23 protein-coding genes are annotated in these 23016 nt (G+C 66.0%); 15 read left to right on the forward strand and 8 right to left on the reverse strand.

Going from position 1 to position 23016, the window contains the following annotated elements; genetic code table 11:
- Position 1 precedes the first annotated feature (1 nt).
- Positions 2-829 (forward strand): HDOD domain-containing protein, encoded by an 828-nt coding sequence (locus Q0S71_RS19505; RefSeq protein ID WP_295999579.1) that lies wholly within the window; start codon positions 2-4, stop codon positions 827-829.
- Positions 830-854: 25 nt separating this feature from the next.
- Here the strand turns inward: Q0S71_RS19505 and Q0S71_RS19510 are convergent, their stop codons facing one another.
- A complete protein-coding gene (locus Q0S71_RS19510; protein ID WP_295999581.1) occupies positions 855-1409 on the reverse strand; it encodes a carboxymuconolactone decarboxylase family protein in 555 nt (184 codons plus the stop codon).
- 167 nt (positions 1410-1576) lie between these two features.
- Between Q0S71_RS19510 and Q0S71_RS19515 the strand changes: the two genes are divergently transcribed.
- Positions 1577-3649 (forward strand): TonB-dependent receptor, encoded by a 2073-nt coding sequence (locus Q0S71_RS19515; protein ID WP_295999583.1) that lies wholly within the window; start codon positions 1577-1579, stop codon positions 3647-3649.
- Position 3650: 1 nt separating this feature from the next.
- On the opposite strand, the gene lepB is transcribed toward Q0S71_RS19515, so the two are convergent.
- A complete protein-coding gene (gene lepB, locus Q0S71_RS19520) occupies positions 3651-4331 on the reverse strand; it encodes a signal peptidase I (protein ID WP_295999584.1) in 681 nt (226 codons plus the stop codon).
- Positions 4332-4487: 156 nt separating this feature from the next.
- On the opposite strand from lepB, the gene Q0S71_RS19525 reads away from it, so the two are divergent.
- The 3 genes from Q0S71_RS19525 to Q0S71_RS19535 all read left to right on the forward strand — a co-directional run bounded on the left by Q0S71_RS19525 (position 4488) and on the right by Q0S71_RS19535 (position 5889).
- Positions 4488-4958 carry a hypothetical protein gene (locus tag Q0S71_RS19525; protein WP_295999586.1) on the forward strand — a complete coding sequence of 157 codons (471 nt, stop codon included), beginning with the start codon at positions 4488-4490 and terminating at the stop codon, positions 4956-4958.
- The gene (locus Q0S71_RS19530) at positions 4852-5559 is read left to right on the forward strand and encodes a hypothetical protein (RefSeq protein ID WP_295999588.1); all 708 of its coding nucleotides are present in this window, start codon (positions 4852-4854) and stop codon (positions 5557-5559) included. Before Q0S71_RS19525 ends, Q0S71_RS19530 begins: the two co-directional genes overlap by 107 nt.
- A gap of 66 nt (positions 5560-5625) precedes the next feature.
- Complete coding sequence (locus Q0S71_RS19535; protein ID WP_295999590.1) at positions 5626-5889, forward strand: hypothetical protein; 264 nt, start codon at positions 5626-5628, stop codon at positions 5887-5889.
- Positions 5890-5991: 102 nt separating this feature from the next.
- On the opposite strand, the gene rpoH is transcribed toward Q0S71_RS19535, so the two are convergent.
- The 5 genes from rpoH to Q0S71_RS19560 all read right to left on the reverse strand — a co-directional run bounded on the left by rpoH (position 5992) and on the right by Q0S71_RS19560 (position 11062).
- A complete protein-coding gene (gene rpoH / locus Q0S71_RS19540; protein ID WP_295999592.1) occupies positions 5992-6891 on the reverse strand; it encodes an RNA polymerase sigma factor RpoH in 900 nt (299 codons plus the stop codon).
- 445 nt (positions 6892-7336) lie between these two features.
- Entirely contained in the window at positions 7337-8263 is a 927-nt protein-coding gene (ftsX, locus tag Q0S71_RS19545; protein WP_295999594.1) for a permease-like cell division protein FtsX, read from the reverse strand.
- On the reverse strand, positions 8260-8922 hold the full coding sequence (locus Q0S71_RS19550; protein WP_295999596.1) for a cell division ATP-binding protein FtsE: 663 nt from the start codon (positions 8920-8922) through the stop codon (positions 8260-8262). Before Q0S71_RS19550 ends, ftsX begins: the two co-directional genes overlap by 4 nt.
- Before the next feature lie 6 nt (positions 8923-8928).
- Positions 8929-9978, reverse strand: a complete 1050-nt coding sequence (gene ftsY, locus Q0S71_RS19555; protein WP_295999598.1) for a signal recognition particle-docking protein FtsY — start codon at positions 9976-9978, stop codon at positions 8929-8931.
- 142 nt (positions 9979-10120) lie between these two features.
- Positions 10121-11062, reverse strand: coding sequence for a MerR family transcriptional regulator (locus Q0S71_RS19560; protein WP_295999600.1), 942 nt, complete (start codon positions 11060-11062; stop codon positions 10121-10123).
- Positions 11063-11356: 294 nt separating this feature from the next.
- Here Q0S71_RS19560 and Q0S71_RS19565 point away from each other — a divergent pair, with 294 nt between their 5' ends.
- The 8 genes from Q0S71_RS19565 to Q0S71_RS19600 are packed head-to-tail and all read left to right on the forward strand — an operon-like array spanning position 11357 to position 18506.
- Complete coding sequence (locus Q0S71_RS19565) at positions 11357-12649, forward strand: NAD(P)/FAD-dependent oxidoreductase (RefSeq protein WP_295999605.1); 1293 nt, start codon at positions 11357-11359, stop codon at positions 12647-12649.
- Positions 12639-13454, forward strand: coding sequence for a DUF1365 domain-containing protein (locus Q0S71_RS19570; RefSeq protein ID WP_295999607.1), 816 nt, complete (start codon positions 12639-12641; stop codon positions 13452-13454). Before Q0S71_RS19565 ends, Q0S71_RS19570 begins: the two co-directional genes overlap by 11 nt.
- Entirely contained in the window at positions 13451-14695 is a 1245-nt protein-coding gene (locus Q0S71_RS19575) for a cyclopropane-fatty-acyl-phospholipid synthase family protein (protein WP_295999608.1), read from the forward strand. Before Q0S71_RS19570 ends, Q0S71_RS19575 begins: the two co-directional genes overlap by 4 nt.
- A 2-nt stretch (positions 14696-14697) precedes the next feature.
- A complete protein-coding gene (locus Q0S71_RS19580; protein WP_295999610.1) occupies positions 14698-15303 on the forward strand; it encodes a chalcone isomerase family protein in 606 nt (201 codons plus the stop codon).
- 44 nt (positions 15304-15347) lie between these two features.
- Entirely contained in the window at positions 15348-16673 is a 1326-nt protein-coding gene (locus Q0S71_RS19585) for an MFS transporter (RefSeq protein ID WP_295999613.1), read from the forward strand.
- A 50-nt stretch (positions 16674-16723) separates the two neighbouring features.
- Complete coding sequence (locus tag Q0S71_RS19590) at positions 16724-17281, forward strand: DUF3833 domain-containing protein (protein ID WP_295999614.1); 558 nt, start codon at positions 16724-16726, stop codon at positions 17279-17281.
- A complete protein-coding gene (locus Q0S71_RS19595) occupies positions 17281-18048 on the forward strand; it encodes an SDR family NAD(P)-dependent oxidoreductase (RefSeq protein WP_295999615.1) in 768 nt (255 codons plus the stop codon). Before Q0S71_RS19590 ends, Q0S71_RS19595 begins: the two co-directional genes overlap by 1 nt.
- Positions 18045-18506 carry a nuclear transport factor 2 family protein gene (locus tag Q0S71_RS19600; protein WP_295999616.1) on the forward strand — a complete coding sequence of 154 codons (462 nt, stop codon included), beginning with the start codon at positions 18045-18047 and terminating at the stop codon, positions 18504-18506. Before Q0S71_RS19595 ends, Q0S71_RS19600 begins: the two co-directional genes overlap by 4 nt.
- Before the next feature lie 12 nt (positions 18507-18518).
- Here the strand turns inward: Q0S71_RS19600 and Q0S71_RS19605 are convergent, their stop codons facing one another.
- Positions 18519-19514, reverse strand: coding sequence for a TauD/TfdA family dioxygenase (locus Q0S71_RS19605; RefSeq protein ID WP_295999618.1), 996 nt, complete (start codon positions 19512-19514; stop codon positions 18519-18521).
- A 460-nt stretch (positions 19515-19974) separates the two neighbouring features.
- On the opposite strand from Q0S71_RS19605, the gene Q0S71_RS19610 reads away from it, so the two are divergent.
- Together Q0S71_RS19610 and Q0S71_RS19615 are read left to right on the forward strand one after the other, a co-directional pair.
- Positions 19975-20475, forward strand: coding sequence for a chemotaxis protein CheW (locus Q0S71_RS19610; RefSeq protein ID WP_295999620.1), 501 nt, complete (start codon positions 19975-19977; stop codon positions 20473-20475).
- 90 nt (positions 20476-20565) lie between these two features.
- A complete protein-coding gene (locus Q0S71_RS19615) occupies positions 20566-22254 on the forward strand; it encodes a methyl-accepting chemotaxis protein (protein WP_295999622.1) in 1689 nt (562 codons plus the stop codon).
- Positions 22255-23016: the final 762 nt, after the last annotated feature.

Consider the following 23016-nt stretch of genomic DNA (forward strand, 5'->3'; position numbering starts at 1 on the left):
CATGGAAAAACTCAAAGACTTTTCGCAGATCGTCGCCCAGGCCGAACGTGGCGAACTTGTCTTCCCCACCAGCGTCAACGCCGCGCTGCGGCTGCAACTGGCGCTGGCCGATCCCGATTGCCACATCGAAGACGTCATCAGAAAAGTGCTGGGCGAGCCGGTGCTGGCCGCGCGCACGGTGGCGCTGTCGAACTCCGCGACCTTCAACCGCAGCGGCGACACCATCACCAGCGTGCGCGCGGCCGTGATGCGGGTCGGCTACCGCAATCTGTACACGATGGCGGCGGCGATGGTGGTGCGCCAGTTCGGCAGCCGTATACGCGACGCCGGCCTGCGCGCCCAGGCCGCGCAGCTGTGGCAGCACACCGCCCATGTGGCGGCGCTGGCCCACGTCATCGCGCGCAAGTTGACGGCGGTCGACCCGGACACCGCGCTGTTCGCCGGCGTGGTGCATGAGGCGGGCGGTTTTTATCTGCTGTCGCGCGCCGACGAGATGCCGGGATTGCTGGACGATCCGGCCGAGTGGATGGGCGCGGCGCAGGAAATCATCACGCGCGAAATGATGCGCAAGCTGTCGATCCCGGAATCGGTCGGCATGGCCATCGTGTCGCTGCGCGACGCCACGCTGACGCCGCCGCCATTGGGCCTGCGCGACACGCTGCTGATCGCCAAACAACTGGCGCCGGTGGCGTCGCCGCTGGCGGTGGCGCAGCCGCCGGCGCGCAGCGCGGCGCTGCTGCGCTTCGTCACCGACAACGCGGAACTCGATCGCATCCTGCTCGAATCGGCCGCCGAAGCCGAGTCGATGAGCGCGGCCCTGCTGGTTTAGTGAAGCGCGGCGCGCGCGGCGCGACTTAAAACGCGCCCGGCAAAAAACGCGTCATCTGTGGATTGACGGGCGTGCCGGCCAGGCTGTTGGCGAAGTTGCAGAGCGTCGCCAGGCTCACGCCGAGCACCACTTCCAGCGCTTGCTGTTCCTGATAACCGTGCGCTAAAAATGCGGCGTAAGCGTCGTCGCCGACGGCGCCGCGGCTGGCGATGACCGCCTGCGTGAAGGCGGCGACGGCATCGAGTCTGGCGTCGCCGGTGGCGCCGCCGGCTTGCAGCGCGCGCACCGCCTCGGCCGGCTGTCCGGCTTTTTTCATCGCCACCGCCGCGTGGCCGGCCAGGCAGAAATCGCAGCCGTGGATGCGCGCCGCCGTCAGCTGCACCACTTCGCGTTCGGCCAGCGTCAGGCTGGTGCGGCTGTTGATTTCACCGACGGTGACATAGCTTTCCAGCGCGGCCGGCGCGTTGGCCAGCACGCCGATCAAATTCGGCAGGAAGCCGTTGTTGGCGATGGACTTCTGCATCAGCGCCAGGCTGGCTGCGGGCGCGTTGTCGACGGTACGGATGGTGAGGCGGGACATGGTGCTTCCTGTGGGTTGTTCTGATGGCTGATTATCGGCCGTCCATGCCCGCCCGGTCCCTACCGGGATGCTCATCGTCTTGCCCGATCGTCTCGACATTTCATTGAATCCGTTCGGCGTTGCCTTCCGTATAATTGAATATAAAATCCAACGACACGGAAAGCCCGATGCGATCGATGAAACACCACTGGGCCATCGTGGCCGGCCTGGGCACCCTGGTCGCCTTGAGCGCGCCGTGCCGGGCGGCCGACGAGGCGCCGGTGCAGGCGCCGATGCAGATGGTGGCGGTCAGCGGCCATTACGACAACGCCGTCGGCACCTCGGACGCCGCCAGTCAGGGCACGATCACGGCGGACCTGATCGCCAACCGTCCGGCCCTGCGCACCGGCGAGATGCTGGAATTCGTGCCCGGCATGATTGTCACGCAGCACAGCGGCGACGGCAAGGCCAACCAGTATTTTCTGCGCGGTTTCAATCTCGATCACGGCACCGACTTCGCCACCTATGTCGACGGCATGCCGGTCAATATGCGCAGCAACGCGCACGGCCAGGGCTACTCCGATTTGAATTTCGTGATCCCGGAACTGGTCGACCGCATCGACTACAAAAAGGGCACTTACTTCGCCGACGAGGGCGACTTCGCGTCGGCCGGCGCGGCCCACTTCCGCATGGCCGACGCGCTGGCCAAGGGCGTCGCCAGCGTCACGCTGGGCAGCTACGGTTATCAGCGCGCGGTGCTGGCCGATTCCTTCGCCGCGCTCGATGGCACGCTGCTGTACGGCCTGGAACTGGGCCGCAACAACGGTCCGTGGGATGTACCGGAACACGTGCGCAAATACAGCGGCACGCTGCGCTACAGCGCCGGCGGCAAGGACGACGGCTACAGCGTCACGGCCATGGCCTATCACAACACCTGGAACGCGACCGACCAGGTGCCGCTGCGCGCCGTGCAGGAAGGCTTGATCGACCGCTACGGCGCCATCGATGCCAGCGACGGCGGCCAGGCCTCGCGCTACAGCCTGGCCTACGCGATGCACCGGCGCAGCCAGGACAGCGTGTTCGAATTCGACGCCTACGTCGTCCATTCCAGCCTGGACCTGTTCAGCGACTTCACCTACTTCCTCGACGATCCGGTCAACGGCGACCAGTTCCACCAGAGCGAACGGCGCACCATGGGCGGCATCAACGGCAGCCAGACCTGGGTGGGAAAACTGTTCGGGCTCGATATGCGCAACAAGGTCGGCGTGCAGACGCGCTACGACGATGTGTCGCCGCTCGGTTTGTACGACACGGTGGCGCGCGTGCGCACCGGCACCGTCCGTGAAGACAAGGTGAAAGAGGGCAGCGCCGCTTTCTACGCCGAGAACACCAGCTACTGGACGCCGACCCTGCGCAGCATCGCCGGCCTGCGTTACGACGCCTATCGCTTCAACGTGGACAGCAGCGTCGCCGGCGACTCCGGCACGGCGCGCGACCACAAGCTCGCGCCCAAGCTGTCGCTGATATTCGGGCCGTGGGAGCGCACCGAATACTTCATCAACTACGGCGCCGGCTTCCACAGCAACGACGCGCGCGGCACCACGCAAACGCGCCTGCCCGACGGCAGCCCATCGGCGCCGGTCACGCCGCTGGTCGGCAGCCGCGGCGCGGAACTGGGCTTGCGCAGCGAGTTGATACCGGGGCTGCAAAGTTCCTTGTCGCTGTGGCGGCTCGACATCGATTCCGAGCTGGTGTTCGGCGGCGACAGCGGCGATACGCAGCCGAGCCGCCCGAGCCGGCGCATCGGCGTCGAATGGAGCAACCACTATATCGCGCGGCCCTGGCTGTTGTTCGATCTCGATCTGGCGACCTCGCATTCGCGTTATACGCAGGCCGACCCGATCGGCAATTACATCCCGGAGGCGCTGCAAAAGACGGCGTCGTTCGGCGTCACCGTCAAGGATGTCGGCCGCTGGTACGGCGGTGTCGAGTTGCGCTATTTCGGCCCGCGCGCGCTGATCGAGGATGACAGCGTGCGCTCGGCGTCGACCGTGCTGGCGTATGGCCGCATCGGCTACCAGATCGATCGCGCCACGCGGCTGACGCTGGACGGCTTCAATTTATTCGACCGCCAGGCCAGCGATATCGACTACGACTATCCATCGCGTTTGCCCGGCGAGCCGGCCGGCGGCGTCGGCGACATCCACTTCCACCCGGTTGAACCGCGTACCGTGCGCCTGACGCTGGCGCATAACTTTTAATTCACTGCGCCTCGTAGAGGCTCATGCCGAAGCGTTCCGCGCGCGGCATCCAGTTGCCCTTGATGTCGGCCGACGCCAGCACCCGCACGGCGCGGCCGATCAGCAGTTCGCGCGGCACCAGGCCGATGTAGCGCGAGTCGCGGCTGTTGTCGCGGTTATCGCCCAACATCAGGTAGCGGTCGGCCGGCACCGTGACCGGGCCATAGTCGCGCGGCACGTCGAGCTGCGGCAGGATCTGGATGCGGTGCGCGCTGGTGTCCCGGGTTTGCTCGCGCACCTGTAGCGACGTCAGATTGCCGACGTGTTCTATCGTTTCGACGCCGTTGCCGAGCGCCGTGTAGCGCGAGGGCTGGCCGTTGATGGTGAGCTCCTCGTTGCGCATTTCGACGCGGTCGCCGGGCAGCGCGATCAGGCGCTTGATGAGGCGCGTGCCGTCCTGCGGCGAATAGAAGGTGACGATGTCGCCGCGCCGTGGATCGCCGGTGCGGGCCAGCACGATGTCGGTCAGCGGCAGCTTGACGTTGTAAGCGAGGCGGTTGACGAAGACGACGTCGCCTTCGAGCAGGTTGGGGCGCATGGAGCCGGACGGAATGGGATTCCAGTCGGCGATGGCGGTGCGGAAAATCCCGAACAGCATCAGGAACAGCAGAAAGCCTTTATTGGCGCGTACCCAGTGGTGCATTTTTATCTCCCGGTTGAAGTGATGGTGCCAGCGATGGTGCCGCGCCATCATGTGGTCGAAATCTTAATCGGGCCTTAGCGATGCCGGCTTCCGGCCGCGCCAGCGTGGTACGCTTGAACATGGTGCGGCCCATCCCGAGCCGCAATGGACATGACGATGAATCCGACCGACGCTCTCGCCGCCGTCACGCACGACGATCCCTATCCCTATTACGAGGAACTGGCCCGCCAGGACGGGCTGGTGTTCGACCCTCAACTGGGCTTGTGGATCGCCGCCAGCGCGCCGTCGGTGGTGGCGGTGCTGACGCATGCGTCGTGCCGCGTGCGGCCGCTGGCCGAGCCGGTGCCGGCGGCGTTGGCCGGCGCGCCGGCCGGGCAAATCTTCGCGCAGCTGGTGCGCATGAACGAGGGGCCGCGCCACACGCAGGCCAGGCAGGTGCTGCAAGGCGCGCTGGCCGGCGTCCACCTCGGCGCGGCGCGCGAGCGGGCGCTCGCCATCGCCAGCCGCCTGTGGCGCGACGATGGCGAGCCTGATCGGCTTCGCCGACCAGCAGTTGCCGGCGCTGGCGGCGTGGACGGCCGATTTCGTCGCCTCTTTTTCGCCGCTCAGTCAGAGCGCGCAAATTGAACGGGCCCATATCGCCGCTGCCGCGCTGCTCGATACCTTCAAGGTTTTGATGCGCGACGCGCCGGTGCAGCGCCGTCCCACCAGCGTGCTGGCGCTGGTGCGGGCCGAGGCGCAGCTGGCCGGCTGGGACAACGCCGACGCGCTGCTGGCCAACCTGATCGGTTTGCTGTCGCAGACTTACGAGGCGACGGCAGGGATGATCGGCAATGGCATGATCGCGCTGCTGCGCCAGCCGGAGGAGGAACGCGCGCGGGCGCCCGACGCGGCGCTGCTGGTGCAGGCGGTCAGCCGCTACGATCCGGCCGTGCACAACACGCGCCGTTACGCGGCGCAGCCGGCGCGCTTCGGCACCGCGCACGTGCGGGAAGGGCAGGCGATACTGGTGGTGCTGGCGGCGGCCAACCGCGATCCGCGCGCGGCGGGCCGCGTGTTCGGCTTCGGCTACGGGCCGCACGCCTGTCCCGGCCACACGCTGGCCTGCACCATCGCCGCCGCCGCGCTGGAGGAGTTGATGATGCTGGCGCCGGTCTGGCAGCAGGGATTGACGTGGACTTACCGGCCGTCGCTGAACGCGCGCGTGCCGCTGTTCACGCAGACGTGAAACAAAGGCGATGACATGGGCAAAGGTGCGTAGAATGTCTGCTTTGAATCAATCAGGATGAACATTATGAAAAAAACCGGCATGGCGAAAAGTGACGCCAAAAAACTGATGGGCCAGATGGCCGCTCCAGGCGCGCCCGGTTTCGGCAAAGTGGCCGAGGTGGTTGACAAGCGCGAGCAGCGCAAGCGCGATCAGGCCCTGGGTCTGGTGCCGTTCGCGGTCAAGCTCAACGAAGCCCTGGTGGCGCAGTTGCACGCGCTGGCCAAGGACAAGGGCGAGGAAATGAACGTGGTCGTCGCCGAATTGCTGGCCAAGGGTTTGGCGGGCTGATAGTCGGCTGCGGAAAATCGGGTCAGATACCGCTGGCCACAAATAGAAATGCCGCGCGGTTCGCACCGCGCGGCATTTTTTTATGGGACTGCCCAGCTACGCTTATACGTAGGCCGCCAGCGCGCCCTTCATTTTCTTCAGGGCCGCCGATTCGATCTGGCGGATGCGCTCGGCCGACACGCCGAACTCGTCGGCCAACGTGTGCAGCGTGGCGCCGGAGCCGTCGTCGTTGGCCAGCCAGCGCGCTTCGACGATGCGGCGCGAACGCGGGTCGAGCTTGCCGAGCGCCGTTTCCAGCCCTTCCGATTGCAAACGCGTCACCTGTTCCGCTTCCAGCACGCGGGTCGGCTCGCTCTGCTCCGACGACAGGTAGGCGATCGGCGAGAACTTGTCGTCCTCGTCGTCCGACGACGATTCGAGGGCGATGTCGCGGCCGCTGAGCCGGGTTTCCATTTCGATCACTTCTTCGCGCTTGACGTCGAGCAGCTTGGCCAGCGCGTCGATCTGCGGCGGCGTCATCGCATCCAGGCCGGTCTTGTGGCTGCGCAGGTTGAAGAACAGCTTGCGCTGCGCCTTCGTCGTTGCCACTTTGACCAGGCGCCAGTTTTTCAGGATGTATTCATGCATCTCGGCCTTGATCCAGTGCATGGCGTAGGACACCAGGCGCACGCCCTGGTCCGGATCGAAGCGCTTGACGGCTTTCATCAGGCCGATATTGCCTTCCTGGATCAGGTCGGCGTGCGGCAGGCCGTAGCCCAGATAGCCACGCGCGATCGATACCACCAGTCGCAGGTGCGACAACACCAGTTCCTGCGCGGCGGCCAGGTCGTTGCTGTCGCGCAGACGGCGCGCCAGCGACTGTTCTTCATCGTGCGTCAGCATGGGCAGGCGATTGACGGCGGAAATATAGGCGTCCAGGTTGCCCAGGTTGCCGGTGAAGCCGAGTCCCAAGGCACGAGTGCTGGCCGGGGCCAAGGCGGACGGTGCGGACATCATAGTCATTTTTTTCTTCCTCGCTCAGTATGCTGGTGCTCAATGTGCCACGCAGAAAGTTGGTGGACAGTGCTTATTACTTGTGACGCGTGCGACTGCAAAATCGGTGCAAGGATGGTTCTGGAGGGCGTCATTCAGTCGATGAATGTTGCTTTGAAGAATATTTCCTTTTGCGGTGCTTGTATATTAGCACTCTCCGGTGAAGAGTGCCAATCGGCTCCCCCAATCGCTGCGATAGTGAAAATACTATGAGCGTATTGTAATCAATGGTATTTGCCTGGAGGCGGTACGACGGGACGATTTACGGTTCGCTTGCGCCGCGTCAAACAAGCGGTAGCTTGCTCGTCTCAGCTTAGCATGGACTTAAGCATAGACTACAGCAGCTTGAATTTCCGTGCGCGCGCGCACGCTGATGTGGACACGCAGCGCGGGCTGCGTATTAAAAAAACAACGATCAGTTCAAGCGGGCCAGATGGCGCTGCACCGACAGCACGGCGCCGACCAGTCCCAGCGCGGCCGACAGGGCCAGCAGACCGGCCATCGGCAGCGGCGCCAGCGGCGCCAGCTGGAATTCGGATGCGTACAGCCGGGCGAAATCGGCGATCGCCGCGTTCAGCGGGCGCAGCGCCAGCGTCACGGCGCCCAGCGCGACGCCACCGGCGCACAGGCCCAGCAGGGCGCCCGTGTAATAAAACGGCCGGTGGATAAAGGTGTCGGTGGCGCCGATCAGCTTGGAGACGGTGATTTCATCGCGCTGCGTCATCACTTGCAAGCGTATCGTGTTGAAGACGACGGCGATGACGACCGTTCCCAGGGTGCCGGCCAGCAACAGCAGCGCCAGGCGCAGCACGCCCAGCAGCGCGGCCAGGCGCTTGACCCAGGCCGAATCGACTTGCACCGCGGCCACGCCGGGCAGGGCGCGCATTTCCTCGGCCAGCGCGTCGATGTAGGCGCTGCTGTCGGCGCCGCCCTGGCTGAAGGCGTCGAGCTTGACGACATAGCTGTCCGGCAGCGGGTTCTCGCCCAGCGTGCCGAGCACGTCGGACAGGCCGCTCTTGGTTTTCAAGGCGTCGAGCGCCTGTTCGCGGGTGTTGAAGATGATCTTGGCCTGGCGGTCCTTGACCAGCCCGCGCAGCGTGGCGGCCAGCGCCTGGCTTTGCTCGCGGCTCGCGTCTTGCTGCATGAACAGGCTGATTTCCGGATCGACCGACAATTGCTCCGACACGGGACGCACATTGTCGAGCAGGGTGACGCCGGTGAACGGCAGCGCCAGCGCGATCGCCACCACCAGGATATTGAACAGGAAACTGCCCGGCGCCTTGCGCAGGTGCACCAGCGCCGCCGCCAGCGCGAAACCGTGTTGTCGGAGCCAGCTGGTCATGCGCCCGCTCCCGCGTCGAGCTGGCCGTGTTTCAGGTAAATGACGCGGGCGGCGCCGTCCAGCATCTGTTCGTCGTGGGTGGAAATCAAGCATGTCACGCCGACCGCGTGGAAGGCCTTGAGCGCGTCGAGCACCTTGTTGGCGCTGGCGCGGTCCAGATTGGCGGTCGGTTCGTCGGCCAGGATGATTTGCGGCCGGTTGACGATGGCGCGCGCGATCGACACGCGCTGCTGCTCGCCGCCCGACAGCGCCTGCGGCAGCGCCAGCGCGCGTTCGAGCAGGCCGACCTTGTCGAGCGCGGCGCGCGCGCGCTGCTCGGCGGCGGCGCGCGGCGCGCCCGTCACCAGCAGCGGCATCATTACGTTCGACAGCACGGAGCGGTCGGTCAGCAAGCGCTGCTGCTGGAAGATCAGGCCCAGGTTGCGCCGCAAAAAGGGCACGCCGGCCGGCTTGAGCTTGCCGATATCCTGGCCGTTGACGATGACGCTGCCGGCGCTGGGGCGCTCGATGGCGGCGATCATCTTTAACAGTGTCGACTTGCCGGCGCCGGACGGCCCCGCCAGAAATACCAGTTCGCCTTTGTTGACCGTCAATGAAATGTCGCGCAGCGCCATCGCATCGGGGGAATATTGTTTGCTGACGTACTGGAATTCGATCATGGGCGCTTATCCGAGCAAAGCTTCGACAAATTCAGCCGCGACGAAGGGCTGCAAATCCTCAATTTTTTCACCGATGCCGATGAAATACACGGGCACCGGCCGCGCGCGGGCGATGGCGGCCAGCACGCCGCCCTTGGCCGTGCCGTCCAGCTTGGTGATCACGAGGCCGGTCAATCCCAGCGCGTCGTCGAAAGCCTTCACCTGCGCCAGCGCATTCTGCCCGGTATTGCCGTCGATCACCAGCAGCTTTTCGTGCGGCGCGCCCTCCAGGCCCTTGCCGATCACGCGCTGGACTTTTTTCAGTTCTTCCATCAGGTGCAGCTGGGTCGGCAGGCGGCCGGCGGTGTCGACCATGACCACGTCGATGCCGCGCGCCTTGGCCGACTGCACGGCGTCGAAGGAGACGGCGGCCGGGTCGCCGGACGCTTGCGAAATCACGGTGACGTTGTTGCGCTGGCCCCAGACCATCAGCTGTTCGCGGGCGGCGGCGCGGAAAGTGTCGCCGGCGGCCAGCAGCACCGACTGGCCGTTGGCCTGCAAGTGCTTGGCCAGCTTGCCGATGGTGGTGGTCTTGCCGGCGCCGTTGACGCCGGAAATCATCATCACCATGGGCGCGTGACGGCCCAGCTCGAACGGGCGTTGCAGCGGCGTCAGCAGGTCTATCATCAACACCTTCAGCGCGGCCTTGACGGCGGCGGCGTCGAGCAGCTTGTCTTCCTTGACCTTCAGTTTGAGGGCGTCGAGCAGGAACAGGGTGGCGTCCATGCCGGCGTCAGCCATCAGCAGCGCCGCCTCCAGCTCGTCATACAGGTCGTCGTCGATCTTGGCGCCGACGAACAGCACCGACAGATTGGCCGAGGTCTTGGACAGGCCGGCCTTCAGGCGCGTCATCCACGATAGTTTTTGGGCCGGTTCTTGCAGCGCCGCCGGATCGATGCCGGTGGTGTCGCTCAGGTTGGCCGTGGTCGGCGTGGACGGAAGCGCGGTGGCGGCGCCGGAGGGGGCCGGCGCAGGCGGGAGGTCGGGAGCGGGTTTTTTCTTGAAGAAACTGAACATGGGTGTGTGGTTGAGGACGCTTCAAGCTGAGGTCCGACAGCGCCGGACACGGGGAATTGCCGGTATTTTACCAGAGCGCGACTGCGTCGCCGCCTCAGCCGGGGTCAGCTGGGTGCGCTCAAGTCGGACCGGGCCGGCCGCGTCAGGGCTGGGCGTCGGCGGCCAGCGCCGCGCGGGCGCGCCAGGCGGCGATGGCGCCGCTGATGTCGGTCAGTTCCAGCACCTGCACGCTGGGCGGCGTGCGCCGTTTCAGCGCCGCGCAGTCGCCGCCGGCCCACAGTTGCACCGAGGGCGGCAGGCGCGAGCGCAGCGCGGCCAGGCCGTCGAGCGCGTGGCGCGGATTCATGGCCGCCGAGAACGACAGGGCGACGACGTCGATGCGCTGGGCCCGCGCCGCGTCGACGATGTCGAGCAGCGGCGTTTGCACGCCCAGCGAAATGCAGTGGGTGCCGTCGACCACGCACAGCGCTTCGGCCATCAGCAGGCCCAGGCCGTGGCGCTCCTGGGGCAGGGTGGTCAGCAGCACGCGCGGCGCGCCGTGGTTGGCGTTGGCCTGCGGCACGGAGAATATCGCGCTACGCAACACCATCGTCAGCGACTCTGTATACAAGTGTTCTTCGAAGACGGCCAGCTGGCCGCTGGCCCAGGCTTCGCCGACCAGCTCGGTCAGCGGCGCGGCCAGGTCGGTGACGAAGCTTTTCAAGCCCATCACCAGCAGCGCCTGCGACAGCTTGCGGCGCAGCGCTTCCATCTCGTGCGCCTTGCACATCTGTAAATACGGTTGCAGCGAAGCCGGCGGCGAGGTGCGCTGGCTGCGGGCGCCGGCGGCGTGCTCGGCCATCTTTTGCAGCTGTTCGGCGCTGAACTGGATCACCTTGCCGGGCCGGAAGCCGAGGTCGAGCAGGCGCTTGACCAAGCGAAGCTTGCGCACCTGTTCGACCGGATAAATCCGTTCGCCGTGCGGGTCGCGCAGCGGCTGCGGGAAGTCGTAGCGCCGTTCCCACACGCGCAGGGTTTCCTTGGCCACGCCGATATCGCGCTCAACGTCGCTAATCGTGCTGCTTATCGTACTGTCAACAGACAAGGAAAAAGGTTCAGTTTTCATCAGCCTAGGGCGTCTACGGGTCTGGGGTAGGCGCAAATGCGACACGGTTGCGTGCTGGTCGCGCATCCGGGATCAGTCTCCCATGATGCGACCTGCATTCTACATTCGTTTCGCACGAGAAAGTTATGCATCCAAATGGCGTCGCGCTGCGTATAAGTCCCCATAAGGAAGCTTGTCCACGACACTGGCTTGACATCCTTGAGTAATGACTTGATTCTCTGTCTTGCATCGATTGTGTCCAGGACAAAATAAGCCGGAAAAAGGTGAAAAATAATGAAAATAGCTGTTGTAGGCGCCGGAATTTCCGGCCTCGCTTGCGCGCACCGGCTGGTCCGGGCCGGCCATGACGTGGTTTTATATGAGGCCGACGACTATTTTGGCGGCCACAGCCACACCGTCGATGTCACCTTCGACGGCATCACGCACGGCTTCGACACCGGTTTTTTAGTCTTTAATCACCACACCTATCCCGAGTTGACGGCGCTGTTCCAGGAACTGGGCGTACAGAGCACCGCCAGCGAAATGACGTTCTCGGTCAAGCTGCCCGTCGGCGGCCGCATGCTGGAATGGGCCGGCGGCAATCTCGATCAAGTCTTCACACAGCGCCGCAATCTGGTCAGCCTGCCGTTTTTGCGCATGTTGCGTGATATTTTGCGCTTTAATCGCGCCGCCAGCGCGCTCGCGCTGACCGGCCCGGCATCGGCAGCGGAGCCCGGCCCCACGCTGGGCGACTATCTCGACCGGCACGGCTACGGCGCCCAGTTCCGCCACTGGTATCTGCTGCCGATGGCGGCTTGCATCTGGTCCTGCCCGGCCGAGCAGATGCTGGCCTTTCCGCTGTCGACTTTCGTGCGTTTCTGCCACAACCATGGCCTGTTGCAGGTGAGCGGCCGGCCGCAATGGCGCAGCGTCGCCGGCGGCTCGCGCAACTATGTCGAGCAACTGCTGCTGGGCATACCGGAGCGGCGCCTGGCCAGCCCGGTGCTGGCCGTGATCCGCCACGGCCGGGGCGGCGCGCGCGCGGTCGGCGTGGTGACGGCCGACGGCGAGGCACAGTACGATGAAGTGGTGCTGGCCTGTCACAGCGACCAGTCGCTGGCGCTGCTGGCCGATGCCGGCGACGAGGAGCGCGCGCTGCTGGCGAGCGTGCGCTACCAGCCCAACCGCGCCGTGCTGCACACCGATACCAGCTGCCTGCCCGCCAGGCGCAAGGCCTGGTCGGCCTGGAATTACCAGGGCAGCGGCGGCGACGATCCGCGCGTCTGCGTGCATTACCTCATCAACCAGCTGCAGGTACTGCCGTTCACGCAGCCGGTGATCGTCTCGCTCAATCCCATCACCGCGCCCGATCCGGCCACGGTGCTGGGCCGGTTCGACTATGCCCATCCGGTGTTCGACGCGGCCGCCGTGGCCGCGCAGCGCCGCCTGCCGGCATTACAGGGCCGCGGCCACACCTGGTTCGCCGGCGCGTGGACCGGTTACGGCTTCCACGAAGACGGTTTGAAATCGGGCTTGCGCGTGGCCGACGCCTTGATCGCCAGGGGCGAGGTGCGCCATGCCGCTTGATCCGCTTGAGTCACCTGCGCCGCAGCCGCGCCACGTGGCGGCCGTGCCGCAGCTGTGCTTCGGCCAGGTGCGCCACAAGCGCCTGCGGCCCGTGGTCCACGCCTTCCAGTACGGCGTCTATTTTTTGCGGCTGCCCTTGCGCAGCATGGGCGAGCGCGATTTCGACGCGCGCCTGATGTCGCGCAACGGCCGCAATCTGCTGTCCTTCCGCGACAGCGATCATGGCGACGGCCGCCAGCCCCTGCTGCAATGGATAGACGGCCTGCTGGCGGCCGAAGGCGTGCGCGACGCCGACGGCGAAATCTGGTTGCAGACCATGCCGCGCGTGCTGGGCTATGTGTTCAATCCCGTTTCGTTCTGGTTTTGCCACCGCCGCGACGGCGCCCTGCGCGCGGTGCTGTGCGACGTCCGCAACACCTTCGGCGAGCGCCATTTCTATCTGCTCGACAGCGGCGCGGCGATCGCCTCCGGCGCCGAGCTGCGGGCCAAAAAAATCTTCCACGTCTCGCCGTTCTGCGCGGTACTGGGCGAGTACCGCTTCCGCTTCGTGCGCGCGCAGCGCCGGCACGAGCGCACGCTGGCCAGCATCGCCTACGCCGACGCCGACGGCGCGCTGCTGCAAACGAGTTGGTCCGGCGACGGCGCCGCCATCGGCGACCGCGCCGTCGCGCGCGCCTTCTTCACTTATCCGCTGATGACGGTCGGCGTCATGGTCCGCATCCATCTTCAGGCGCTGCGGCTTTGGCTGCGGCGCGTCCCCTTCTTTTCCAAACCCACGCCACCACAACAAAAGGTTAGCCGATGACGTCCGATTCCCTGCAAGCGCTCACGCGCACATCCCACGCATCCCACGCCGCCCACGCGGACCATGACAGCCTGCCCGGCGCCGCCCGGATCATCTTGAGGATGCTGGCTTGCCTGAAGCACGGCGCGCTGCGGCTGACGATGCCGGACGGCGCTTGCCGAACTTTCGGCGACGGCTCCGCGCCGGTCGCGCTGGAACTGAAAAACTGGAACCTGTGCGGCGCCGCGCTGCGTTCGGGCGACATCGGCTTCGCCTCCTCCTTCATCGCCGGCGACTGGAGCACCGACAATCTGCCGGCGCTGATCGAGCTGTTGGTACGCAACCGCGAGCAGATCGAGTCGCTGGTCTACGGCAGCTGGTGGGGCAGCCTGCTGTATCGCCTCAAGCATCTGCTGAACCGCAATTCGCGCGCCGGCAGCCGCAAAAACATCCACGCCCACTACGACATCGGCAACGCCTTTTATCAATTGTGGCTGGACCCGACTATGACGTATTCGGCCGGTATTTTCCGTCCCGAAGATGGCGGCGATTTGCAACTGGCGCAGATGGCCAAGTACCGCCGCATCATCGCGCAGCTGCGCTTGCAGCCCGATGCGCTGGTGCTGGAAATCGGCTGCGGCTGGGGCGGATTCGCCGAGACGGCCGTGCGCGAGGCCCAAGCCCACGTCACCGGCCTGACCCTGTCGCAAGAGCAGCTCGACTACGCGCAGCGGCGCGTCGCCGACGCCGGCTTCGCCAACGAGGCGCACCTGCAATTGCGCGACTACCGCGACTGCAACGGCCAGTACGACGCCATCGCCTCGATTGAAATGTTCGAGGCCGTCGGCGAGCGTTATTGGGACAGCTACTTCGACTGCCTGGCGCGCAACCTGAAACGCGGCGGGCGCGCCTGCGTCCAGACCATCGTCATCGACGACGCGCTGTTCGGCCGCTATCGCAAGGGCAGCGATTTCATCCAGCAGTATATTTTCCCGGGCGGGATGCTGCCGTCGCCGTCGGCCTTCCGCCTGCGCGCCGCGCTGCACGGCCTGTGCGTGGAAGACGAATTCAGTTTCGGCATGGACTACGCGGAGACGCTGCGCCAGTGGCGCGCGGCCTTCCACGCGCGCCGCGCCGAGGTCGAGGCGCAAGGCTTCGACCGCGCCTTCATGCTGACGTGGGAATTCTATCTGGCCTATTGCGAAGCGGCTTTCCGCGCCGGCAATACCGACGTCATGCAGTTCACGCTGGTGAAAAGCTGACCATGCGGCGCCGCGCGCAGGCATGGGGAGGGGCGGCGCTGCTGGCGCTGGCGGCCGCCGTAGCGCAGGCCGCGCCGGCATCGGCCACGGCGTCGGCATCAGCGTCGGCGTCGTCCACCGCGTCCGCGCCGGCGCTGATCGCGCAGCAGCTGCCGGACGCGCGGCTGGCCGGGCAGGGCGTGTACACCTGGTTCGGCCTGACGATATATCAGGCCCAGTTGTGGGTGGGGCCGCAGGGCTATCGGGGCGCCGCGCCGGACGCGGCGCCGTTCGTGCTCGACCTGCGTTATGCGCGTACGCTCAACGGCCGCAAGATCGCCGACGCCAGCGCCGACCAGATGCGCAAAATCGGCGCTGGCAGCGAGGCCCAGCGCGCCGCGTGGCTGCAAGCGATGCGCGCCATCTTCCCCGATGTGACGGAAGGGATGCATATCAGCGGCGTCTATAGTCCCGGCGCCGGCACCCGGTTTTATCTCGACGGCCGGCCGCTGGGCGAGGTGCCGGACCCCGCGTTCGCGCGCGCCTTCTTCGGCATCTGGCTGGACCCGGCCAGCACCGACGGCGACCTGCGGACCGCCTTGCTGCGCGACGCTGCGCCGTCGCCATGAAGGCGCCAGCGAGGTCGCCGATGAAATTGCCGATGAAATTGCCGATGAAATTGCTAATGAAGTCGCCCGCGAGGTCGCCAATAAAGTCGCCGGCCATCGCGCCGCCGGCAGCGCCGGCGCTGTCGCGCGGCGGCCTGCTGTGGTACGGCCAGTTCGGTTTGCCGCTGGCGATGGTGGCGCTGCCGATCTATGTCTATGTGCCGCAGTTTTACGCCCTGCGCAGCGGCCTGACGCTGGCCGCGATCGGTGCCGTGCTGCTGGCGGCGCGGCTGGTGTCGGCCCTGATCGATCCGGCGCTGGGCTGGTGGATGGAACGCCGCCTGGCGCGCGGCGGCCGCGGTTACGGCGCCTGCGTGGCGTGGTCGCTGGCGCCGCTGCTGCTCGGCTTCGGCGCGCTGTTCCACCCGCCGGCGCTGGCCGGCGCGGCGGCGCTGGGATGGTTTTCGCTGTCGCTGCTGCTGGTGTATTTCGGCTTCGGCCTGGCGACGATCGCGCACCAGAGCTGGGGCGCGGCGCTGACCCAGCAAGCAGGCCCGCGCGCGCGCGTGACGGCCGCGCGCGAAGGCTGCGGCCTGCTCGGCGTGATGCTGGCGGCCGCCCTGGCCAGCGCCTACGGCTATGACGCGTTGTCGCTGGCCTTCGCCATCGCGTTGCTGGTCGGCGCGGCCGGCCTGCTGGCGCGCGCGCCCAAGCCGGCCCGCAGCCCGTCGCCGCCAGCCGCACGGCCGCGCGTCGCGCCGGCGTCGTCCTTGCTGGCGCCCTGGCGCGTGGCGCGCTTCCGCTCCCTGTACGCGGTGCTGATGTTGAACGGCGTGGCGGCGGCGATTCCGGCCACGCTGTTCCTGTTTTTCGTGCAGGACCGTTTGCGGCTGGGTGCCTATGCCGGCGCCTTCCTGGTGCTGTACTTCGCCTGCGCGGCGGCGTCGATGGCGGCGTGGGCGGCGCTGGCGCAGCGCATCGGTGAAGCGCGCGCCTGGCTGGCGGCGATGCTGCTGGCGGCCGGCGCGTTCGTGTGGGCCGCCGCGCTGGGCGCCGGCGACGCGGCCGGGTATGGCCTCATCTGCGCGCTGTCCGGCGCGGCGCTGGGCGCCGACCTGGCGCTGCCGCCGGCCCTGCTGGCCGGCGTGATCGCGCAGGCCGGCGACAGCGGCAAACGCGAAGCGGCGTATTTCGGCTGGTGGAACTGGGGCGTGCAAATGAACCTGGCGTTGGCGGCGGGCATCGCGCTGCCGCTGCTGCAATGGTACGGCTACGCGCCCGGCACCCAGCACGGCGTGGCGGCGCTGTCGGCCGCGTATGCGCTGCTGCCGTGCGCCTTGAAACTGCTGGCGGCGCTGCTGTTGTGGCGCGCGCCGCTGCGCGACTGCTGATATGCATCCGATGATATGTATCCGAATAATCGACCGATCCAGGAACCGCCATGATTACTTTTAAAACCCACGCCGCACTGGCCGCCGCCGCGCTGCTGCTGGGCGCCTGTTCGTCGCCGGTGGCGCCGGAATTCTATGCGCAGCAAACGCCGGCGCTCGACATCGAACATTATTTCAACGGCACGCTGGACGCGCACGGCATGTTCCAGGACCGCGGCGGCAAGGTCGCCAAGCGCTTCACGGTGCTGATGCACGGTCACTGGCAGGGCGGCACCGGCACGCTGGATGAGGACTTCCGCTACGCCGACGGCAGCCGGCAGCACAGGGTCTGGACGTTGCGCAAAACCGCGCCCGGCCACTACACCGGCACGGCGCCGGACGTGGTGGGCGAGGCCAGCGTGGTCGTCGCCGGCAATGCGATGCGGCTCAGCTACGTGCTGATGGTGCCGTCCGACGGCAAAACCTATAATCTCGATTTCGACGACTGGCTGTACCTGATCGACGACCGCGTGATGCTGAACCGCGCCGCGATGAGCAAGTTCGGCTTTAGCCTGGGCAGCCTGACGGTGGCGTTCAACCGCCGCGGCGACGAGGACGGCGCGCCGTGATGAATCCCAAGGTGGACGACTGGCGCGGCCGCCACGTGTGGATCATCGGCGCCTCCACCGGCATCGGCGCGGCCGTCGCCCGGCTGCTGATGGAGCGGGGCGCGCACGTGGCGGTGTCGGCGCGGCGCCAGCGGCTGCTCGACGCGATGATCGTGGGCCAGCCGCAGGCGCAGGCGGTGGCGCTCGACGTCACCGACCACGCCACCATCGTGCGCGCGCGCGACCGGATCATGGCGCGCTGGCCGCGCCTCGACCTGGTGCTGATCGTCGCCGGCGGCTACAACGAAATGCGCGCCGACAGCTTCGACCTGGTCGCGGCCAACCGCATGATCGACCTGAATCTGCGCGGCGTCTGCAACTGCCTCGACCTGCTGCTGCCGCTGCTGTTGCGGCAGGGCGCGGGCGGCATCGGCATCGTGTCGTCGGTGGCCGGTTACGGCGGCTTGCCGAAGGCGCTGGCCTACGGTCCGACCAAGGCGGCCCTGATCAATTTGTGCGAGTCGCTGTACTGCGATTTGCATGGGCGCGGGATCGCGGTCTATCAAATCAATCCGGGCTTCGTCGACACGCCGCTGACGGCGGCCAACGACTTCGCCATGCCGGCCCTGATGTCGCCGCAGGCCGCCGCGCGGCAGCTGGTGCGCGGCATCGAGCGCGGCGCCTTCCACATCCATTTTCCCAAGCGATTTACCAATGTGATGCGGGTGATGCGGCTGCTGCCGTATCGTTGTTATTTCTGGCTGGTGCGAAAGGTGACCAAACTATGAATCGGATGACGGACATGACGATGAACCGGGACGACGACGCGGCCTTGCTGCGGCTGGTGCGCTTCTACGAGACGCTGACGCCGCAGTCGCTGGCCCGGCTCGACCACATCTACGCCTTCGACGCGCGCTTCAAGGACCCGTTCAACGATGTGCGCGGACTGGCCGCGATCCGGCGCGTGTTCGAGCACATGTTCGCGCAGCTGCTGGAACCGCGCTTCATCGTCACCACGCGCATGGCCCAGGGCGCGGACGCTTTTTTGGCGTGGGAGATGCAGTTCCGTTTCCGGCGCTGGGCCGGCACGCCGCAGGTGATACGCGGCGCCACCCACGTGCGCTTCGACGCCGACGGCCTGGTGCTGCTGCACCGCGATTACTGGGACGCGGCCGAGGAGCTGTATGAAAAGCTGCCGCTGCTGGGCCGCTTCATGCGGGTGCTGAAACGGGCCGTGAACCGCTAGCGCTGCGGCGCGTCAATCGGCGGCGATGCCCGACGGTCCGACGCGGCGCGCGTTCGGCGTGTTCGACATGCGGATCCGGATCAGGTGGCGCGCCGCGTCGGTGTAGGGCGAGCGGCCGTGCAGCGTGCGGTGGTTGTCGGCCCACAGCAGCGTGTCGTCGGGCAGCCGGTGCGAGAAACGCGGCGCGCTGTACTCGACCAGTTCATTGACCAGTTCCAGCGCGGCCCGCAGCGGCGCGCTGCCCAGGTCCGGCCGCGCCGCCAGGCCCTTGCAGATCGAGTCGTAGCGCCAGCGCATGGCCCAGCCGCCGTCTTCGCCGTCGGGCCGGTGGAACACCGGCGCCAGATGGTATTCCAGCTGCTCGTCGCTGGCCGCGTACACCGACGGCACGCGGAACGGCACCGAGGCGGCGCACAGCAGCGTGAACGCGGCGCGCCCGGCGGCGCTGCGGGCCAGCGCGCGGACGATGTCGTCGACGTCGATCAGCAGCGAGGCGCCGCCCTGGCAGCGCGCCGCCTTCACCACGTACAGCATGAATTGTTCCTCCGGCATGGGATAGAAGGAGGAGTCGGTGTGCATGTCGGCGCCGCCGACGCGCTCGGAAAACGTGGTGAAGCGCGACTGCGCTTCGTGGGCCGGGCGGGCCCGCACGTCCCACGCGACGCGGCCGGTGCGCTGGTCGGTCGACGTCGGGAAGCCGCGCGTGAGCGCGATCGCATACAGCACGGCGTTGCGGTCGGCCTCGGCTAGCGCGCCCAGTCCGAGGCCGGTGATGGCCAGGCCGCGCGCGCCGCTGGCGCCGATGGCGCGCGCCAGTCCGGCCAGCGCCGGCACGGCCAGCAACTCGCGTTGCAGACTCTCCTCGCGGGGGTGGGGATAGAAGCCGTTGCCGTTGAAATCGTCGAAATGATGACGCACGATGGCGATCACGCGGGCCAGGTCGTCGCCCCATTTCAGGTTGGCGGGCAGGATGAAAATCGGGGAGGAAGTGGCGGTGGTCGGGTGCATGCAAAGCTCCAATAAATTTCCGTATGGCAATACTAGTGCGCAATGTTACACCGTTTTAAGGCGGCCGGCCGGCGTCGATGCTGCGTTGCAGCAGGCGCGCCGCGGCCGCCGTCGACGCCCCGCCCATAGTGAAAACAAGTTTGCTCAGGCATCGATTTTTCGTCAATACTATGCAAAACTATCTTTTGATAGGAATGCTTATTACTTTTATGTCGAAGTAAAAAGTTAATTGTTTCTGCATAAAATGATGTGAAGGGCATGAAAAGCTGTGTTTTATTCTGTTTAGGACAGAATTGGAAAAACACCGGTTTACACTCTACAAACGGTAATTTAGTGAAGATGTATTTGCTAACTTTTGGTCATTATTTCTTATTTAAAAGTCTATAAGCTTTCCTTTCTGCAAAAAATATTGCGTTGCGATAGAATCTTGCCTCATGGAAAAACTAACGGAGTAATTTAGATGGCACTGACTTTGACAGCAGCGCACGCGACGGCCGATGCGCACGTCGGCGCGTCGGAATTCCTGGCTTTTCAGCTGGGACAGGAAGAATATGGGATCGACATTCAAAAGGTGCAGGAAATCCGCGCCTACGAAGCCGTGACGCGCATGGCCAACGCCGTGCCGTACGTCAAGGGCGTCGTCAATTTGCGCGGCATCATCGTGCCTATCATCGACATGCGCATCAAGTTCGAGCTCGGCGAGCCGACCTACGACCATCTGACCGTGGTGATTATCTTGAATATCGGCGGCCGCACCATCGGCATGGTGGTCGACCGCGTGTCCGACGTGATTACGCTGACGGCGGACCAGATCAAGCCGGCGCCCGACATGGGCGGCGCCATGAGCACCGATTACCTGGTCGGCCTGGGCACCATCGAAGACCGTATGCTGGTCCTGGTCGACATCGACCGCCTGATGTCGTCCGACGACATGGGCCTGATGGCCAAGCTGGCCGCCTGAGCGCTCCGCTTTCCGCGCTTGCCGCGCTTTGCCGCCCGCCGCCCCGTCGGCGCGGGCCGGCGCTCTCTCACTATGCAACAAGGATAAACTATGAAATGGCTACATGACCTGCGGCTGGCTACCAAGCTCGGCCTGGCGTTCGCCTCGGTACTGATACTCACCACCGCCGTCGGCGTGTTTTCGATCGTGCAGCTGGCCGGCGTCAACCGCACGGCCACCGAGCTGTCGGCGCGCTGGATGCCGAGCATGCGCGCGGTGCAGGATATCAAATCGCAGATCGCCCGCGTGCGCACCCGCGAACTGCAATACATCATCTCCGACGACCAGGTCGAGATGGACAAGTATGACAAGGTCATCGCCAACGACCTGGCCGACCTGGCCAAGATGCAGGCCGAGATCCAAAAGCTGATCTCGACGCCCGAGGAAAAGGCGCTGTACGGCGACTTCCAGTCGATGTGGGAACGTTATATGGTGGAGGACGGCAAAATCCGCGCCGCCGCCCGCGTCAATGACGACGCCACCGCCAAGACGCTGATCCGCGCCGAGTCGAACAAGCTGATCGTGTCGCTGCGCGGCCAGGTCGACAAGCTCGTCAAGCTGTATGGCGACGGCGGCATCGAAGCGGCCCGCAGCGGCGACGAGCGCTATGCCTCGTCGCGGCTGTGGATCATCGCGCTGCTGGCGGCCAGCGTCGCGCTCGGCGCGCTGGCCGCCACGGTCATCACGGCCTGGCTGGTCAAGCGCCTGGGCGGCGAGCCCGACTACGCGGTCGAAATCGCCGGCCGCATCGCCGCCGGCGAGCTGTCGGTCGAGGTGCGCACGGCGCCGAACGACCGCGCCAGCCTGCTGTTCGCCATGAAAACCATGCGCGACAGCCTTGCCGACATCGTCGGCCAGGTGCGCGGCGCCACCGACACCATCGCCAGCGCGTCGGACCAGATCGTCGCCGGCAACCTCGACCTGTCGGCCCGCACCGAGCAGCAAGCCAGTTCGCTGGAAGAGACGGCGGCGTCGATGGAGCAGCTGACCTCGGCCGTCAAGCAAAACGCCGACAGCGCGCGCCAGGCCAACCAGCTGGCCCTGTCCGCCTCCGAGATCGCCCAGAAGGGCGGCCTGGTGGTGTCGCAGGTGGTCGACACCATGGGCTCGATCAACGCCTCGGCGCGCAAGATCGTCGACATCATCGGCGTCATCGACGGCATCGCCTTCCAGACCAATATCCTGGCGCTGAACGCGGCCGTCGAGGCGGCCCGGGCCGGTGAGCAGGGCCGCGGCTTCGCCGTCGTCGCCTCCGAGGTGCGCAACCTGGCCCAGCGCTCGGCCGCCGCCGCCAAGGAAATCAAGACCCTGATCGGCAATTCGGTCGAGCAGGTCGGCAATGGCAGCAAGCTCGTCGAGCAGGCCGGCGCGACCATGGAAGACGTCGTCGTCTCGGTGCGCCGCGTGACCGACATCATGGGCGAGATCACGGCCGCCGGCCGCGAGCAGAGCGCCGGCATCGAGCAAGTCAACGTCGCCATCGCCCAGATGGACGCCGTGACCCAGCAGAACGCCGCCCTGGTCGAGGAAGCGACGGCGGCCTCGCAAAGCATGCAGGACCAGGCCAGCGCGCTGGCCCAGCTCGTTACCGTGTTCCAGCTGGCCGAACCGGCCCACGGCGTGGCGCGCGGCCGCGCGGCCGACGCCCCGCTGCGCCTGGCGCTCGCGTCCAGCCACACGGCGCGCGGCATCGCGGCCGACGACGGCGCCCGCCGCGTGGACCGGCAGTCGGCCGGCTGAGCCGGTCCCGCTTTTCCGCGCCGTTCGCGCGCATTTCCCCACGTCCGGCGGCCGCTCAGCGGCCCGCCGGCGGCGCCCGACAGCGCACCGTTGCCGCGACTTTGTCGCATTCACGCAACGGTGCCCTGTCTTTTTTTTGTCACAATGTTGCGCTGCGATATGGTGCAAAACGGTGGCATAAGCCGCATGAAAATTTTTCAACATTGCGGATTCTCCCTATGAAAGATCCGCGATTCCGTATTTTCCTTACTGTCAAGAAATTAAATGGGGCAATTTCATGCCGCGCACGAATAAGTTTTAGATCGGTGAAATAGCGGTATAACCCTGTATAACGTGATGTTGAAAATAGCAATATGGCTATTTCCACCGAGTTCTGCATTGATGTGCTGGTAAACGTCGATGTGCATCAAACCCCGTCACGGGAATGTTTGCGGTAGATCATCATGCAGATGTGTAATAACGAGCTGGTGACTGGCTTTGCAGGAAATATTGCAATGCAGTAAAATGCTGTTTTTTTGCAAGTCCAATGTGGTGCAAGGGTGTCCAAAACGGTGCTTCCCTGCTGTTTCCGGATGGCAAATAACCTTGATGGATATGCAAACGGTCAGTATAGTGCCGCCTTCGGCGCGCGGGCATGTGCCAGGCAACACCCGCACATGCGAGTACGCGCCCGTATCAAGCCGGCACTGACCGGATCGGCCGCGCCTGCGGTGAGCGCGTTCCCCCGGCGGGAACGCGTGGTGGCAAACGGGGAGAGTTTGC

The sequence above is a fragment of the Rugamonas sp. genome, assembly GCF_025354735.1.
GTDB lineage: Bacteria > Pseudomonadota > Gammaproteobacteria > Burkholderiales > Burkholderiaceae_D > Rugamonas.

Excerpts from the sequence above, each read along its gene's own strand:
- Q0S71_RS19510 (WP_295999581.1), bottom strand. The coding sequence starts at position 1,409 with ATGTCCCGCCTCACCATCCGTACCGTCGACAACGCGCCCGCAGCCAGC.
- Q0S71_RS19505 (WP_295999579.1), top strand. The coding sequence starts at position 2 with ATGGAAAAACTCAAAGACTTTTCGCAGATCGTCGCCCAGGCCGAACGT.
- lepB (WP_295999584.1), bottom strand. The coding sequence starts at position 4,331 with ATGCACCACTGGGTACGCGCCAATAAAGGCTTTCTGCTGTTCCTGATG.
- ftsX (WP_295999594.1), bottom strand. The coding sequence starts at position 8,263 with ATGACCAGCTGGCTCCGACAACACGGTTTCGCGCTGGCGGCGGCGCTG.
- Q0S71_RS19595 (WP_295999615.1), top strand. The coding sequence starts at position 17,281 with ATGAATCCCAAGGTGGACGACTGGCGCGGCCGCCACGTGTGGATCATC.
- Q0S71_RS19565 (WP_295999605.1), top strand. The coding sequence starts at position 11,357 with ATGAAAATAGCTGTTGTAGGCGCCGGAATTTCCGGCCTCGCTTGCGCG.
- rpoH (WP_295999592.1), bottom strand. The coding sequence starts at position 6,891 with ATGACTATGATGTCCGCACCGTCCGCCTTGGCCCCGGCCAGCACTCGT.
- Q0S71_RS19535 (WP_295999590.1), top strand. The coding sequence starts at position 5,626 with ATGAAAAAAACCGGCATGGCGAAAAGTGACGCCAAAAAACTGATGGGC.
- Q0S71_RS19515 (WP_295999583.1), top strand. The coding sequence starts at position 1,577 with ATGCGATCGATGAAACACCACTGGGCCATCGTGGCCGGCCTGGGCACC.
- Q0S71_RS19580 (WP_295999610.1), top strand. The coding sequence starts at position 14,698 with ATGCGGCGCCGCGCGCAGGCATGGGGAGGGGCGGCGCTGCTGGCGCTG.
- Q0S71_RS19525 (WP_295999586.1), top strand. The coding sequence starts at position 4,488 with ATGAATCCGACCGACGCTCTCGCCGCCGTCACGCACGACGATCCCTAT.
- Q0S71_RS19575 (WP_295999608.1), top strand. The coding sequence starts at position 13,451 with ATGACGTCCGATTCCCTGCAAGCGCTCACGCGCACATCCCACGCATCC.
- Q0S71_RS19605 (WP_295999618.1), bottom strand. The coding sequence starts at position 19,514 with ATGCACCCGACCACCGCCACTTCCTCCCCGATTTTCATCCTGCCCGCC.
- Q0S71_RS19610 (WP_295999620.1), top strand. The coding sequence starts at position 19,975 with ATGGCACTGACTTTGACAGCAGCGCACGCGACGGCCGATGCGCACGTC.
- Q0S71_RS19590 (WP_295999614.1), top strand. The coding sequence starts at position 16,724 with ATGATTACTTTTAAAACCCACGCCGCACTGGCCGCCGCCGCGCTGCTG.
- Q0S71_RS19615 (WP_295999622.1), top strand. The coding sequence starts at position 20,566 with ATGAAATGGCTACATGACCTGCGGCTGGCTACCAAGCTCGGCCTGGCG.
- Q0S71_RS19550 (WP_295999596.1), bottom strand. The coding sequence starts at position 8,922 with ATGATCGAATTCCAGTACGTCAGCAAACAATATTCCCCCGATGCGATG.
- Q0S71_RS19600 (WP_295999616.1), top strand. The coding sequence starts at position 18,045 with ATGAATCGGATGACGGACATGACGATGAACCGGGACGACGACGCGGCC.
- Q0S71_RS19530 (WP_295999588.1), top strand. The coding sequence starts at position 4,852 with ATGGCGAGCCTGATCGGCTTCGCCGACCAGCAGTTGCCGGCGCTGGCG.
- Q0S71_RS19570 (WP_295999607.1), top strand. The coding sequence starts at position 12,639 with ATGCCGCTTGATCCGCTTGAGTCACCTGCGCCGCAGCCGCGCCACGTG.
- ftsY (WP_295999598.1), bottom strand. The coding sequence starts at position 9,978 with ATGTTCAGTTTCTTCAAGAAAAAACCCGCTCCCGACCTCCCGCCTGCG.
- Q0S71_RS19585 (WP_295999613.1), top strand. The coding sequence starts at position 15,348 with ATGAAATTGCTAATGAAGTCGCCCGCGAGGTCGCCAATAAAGTCGCCG.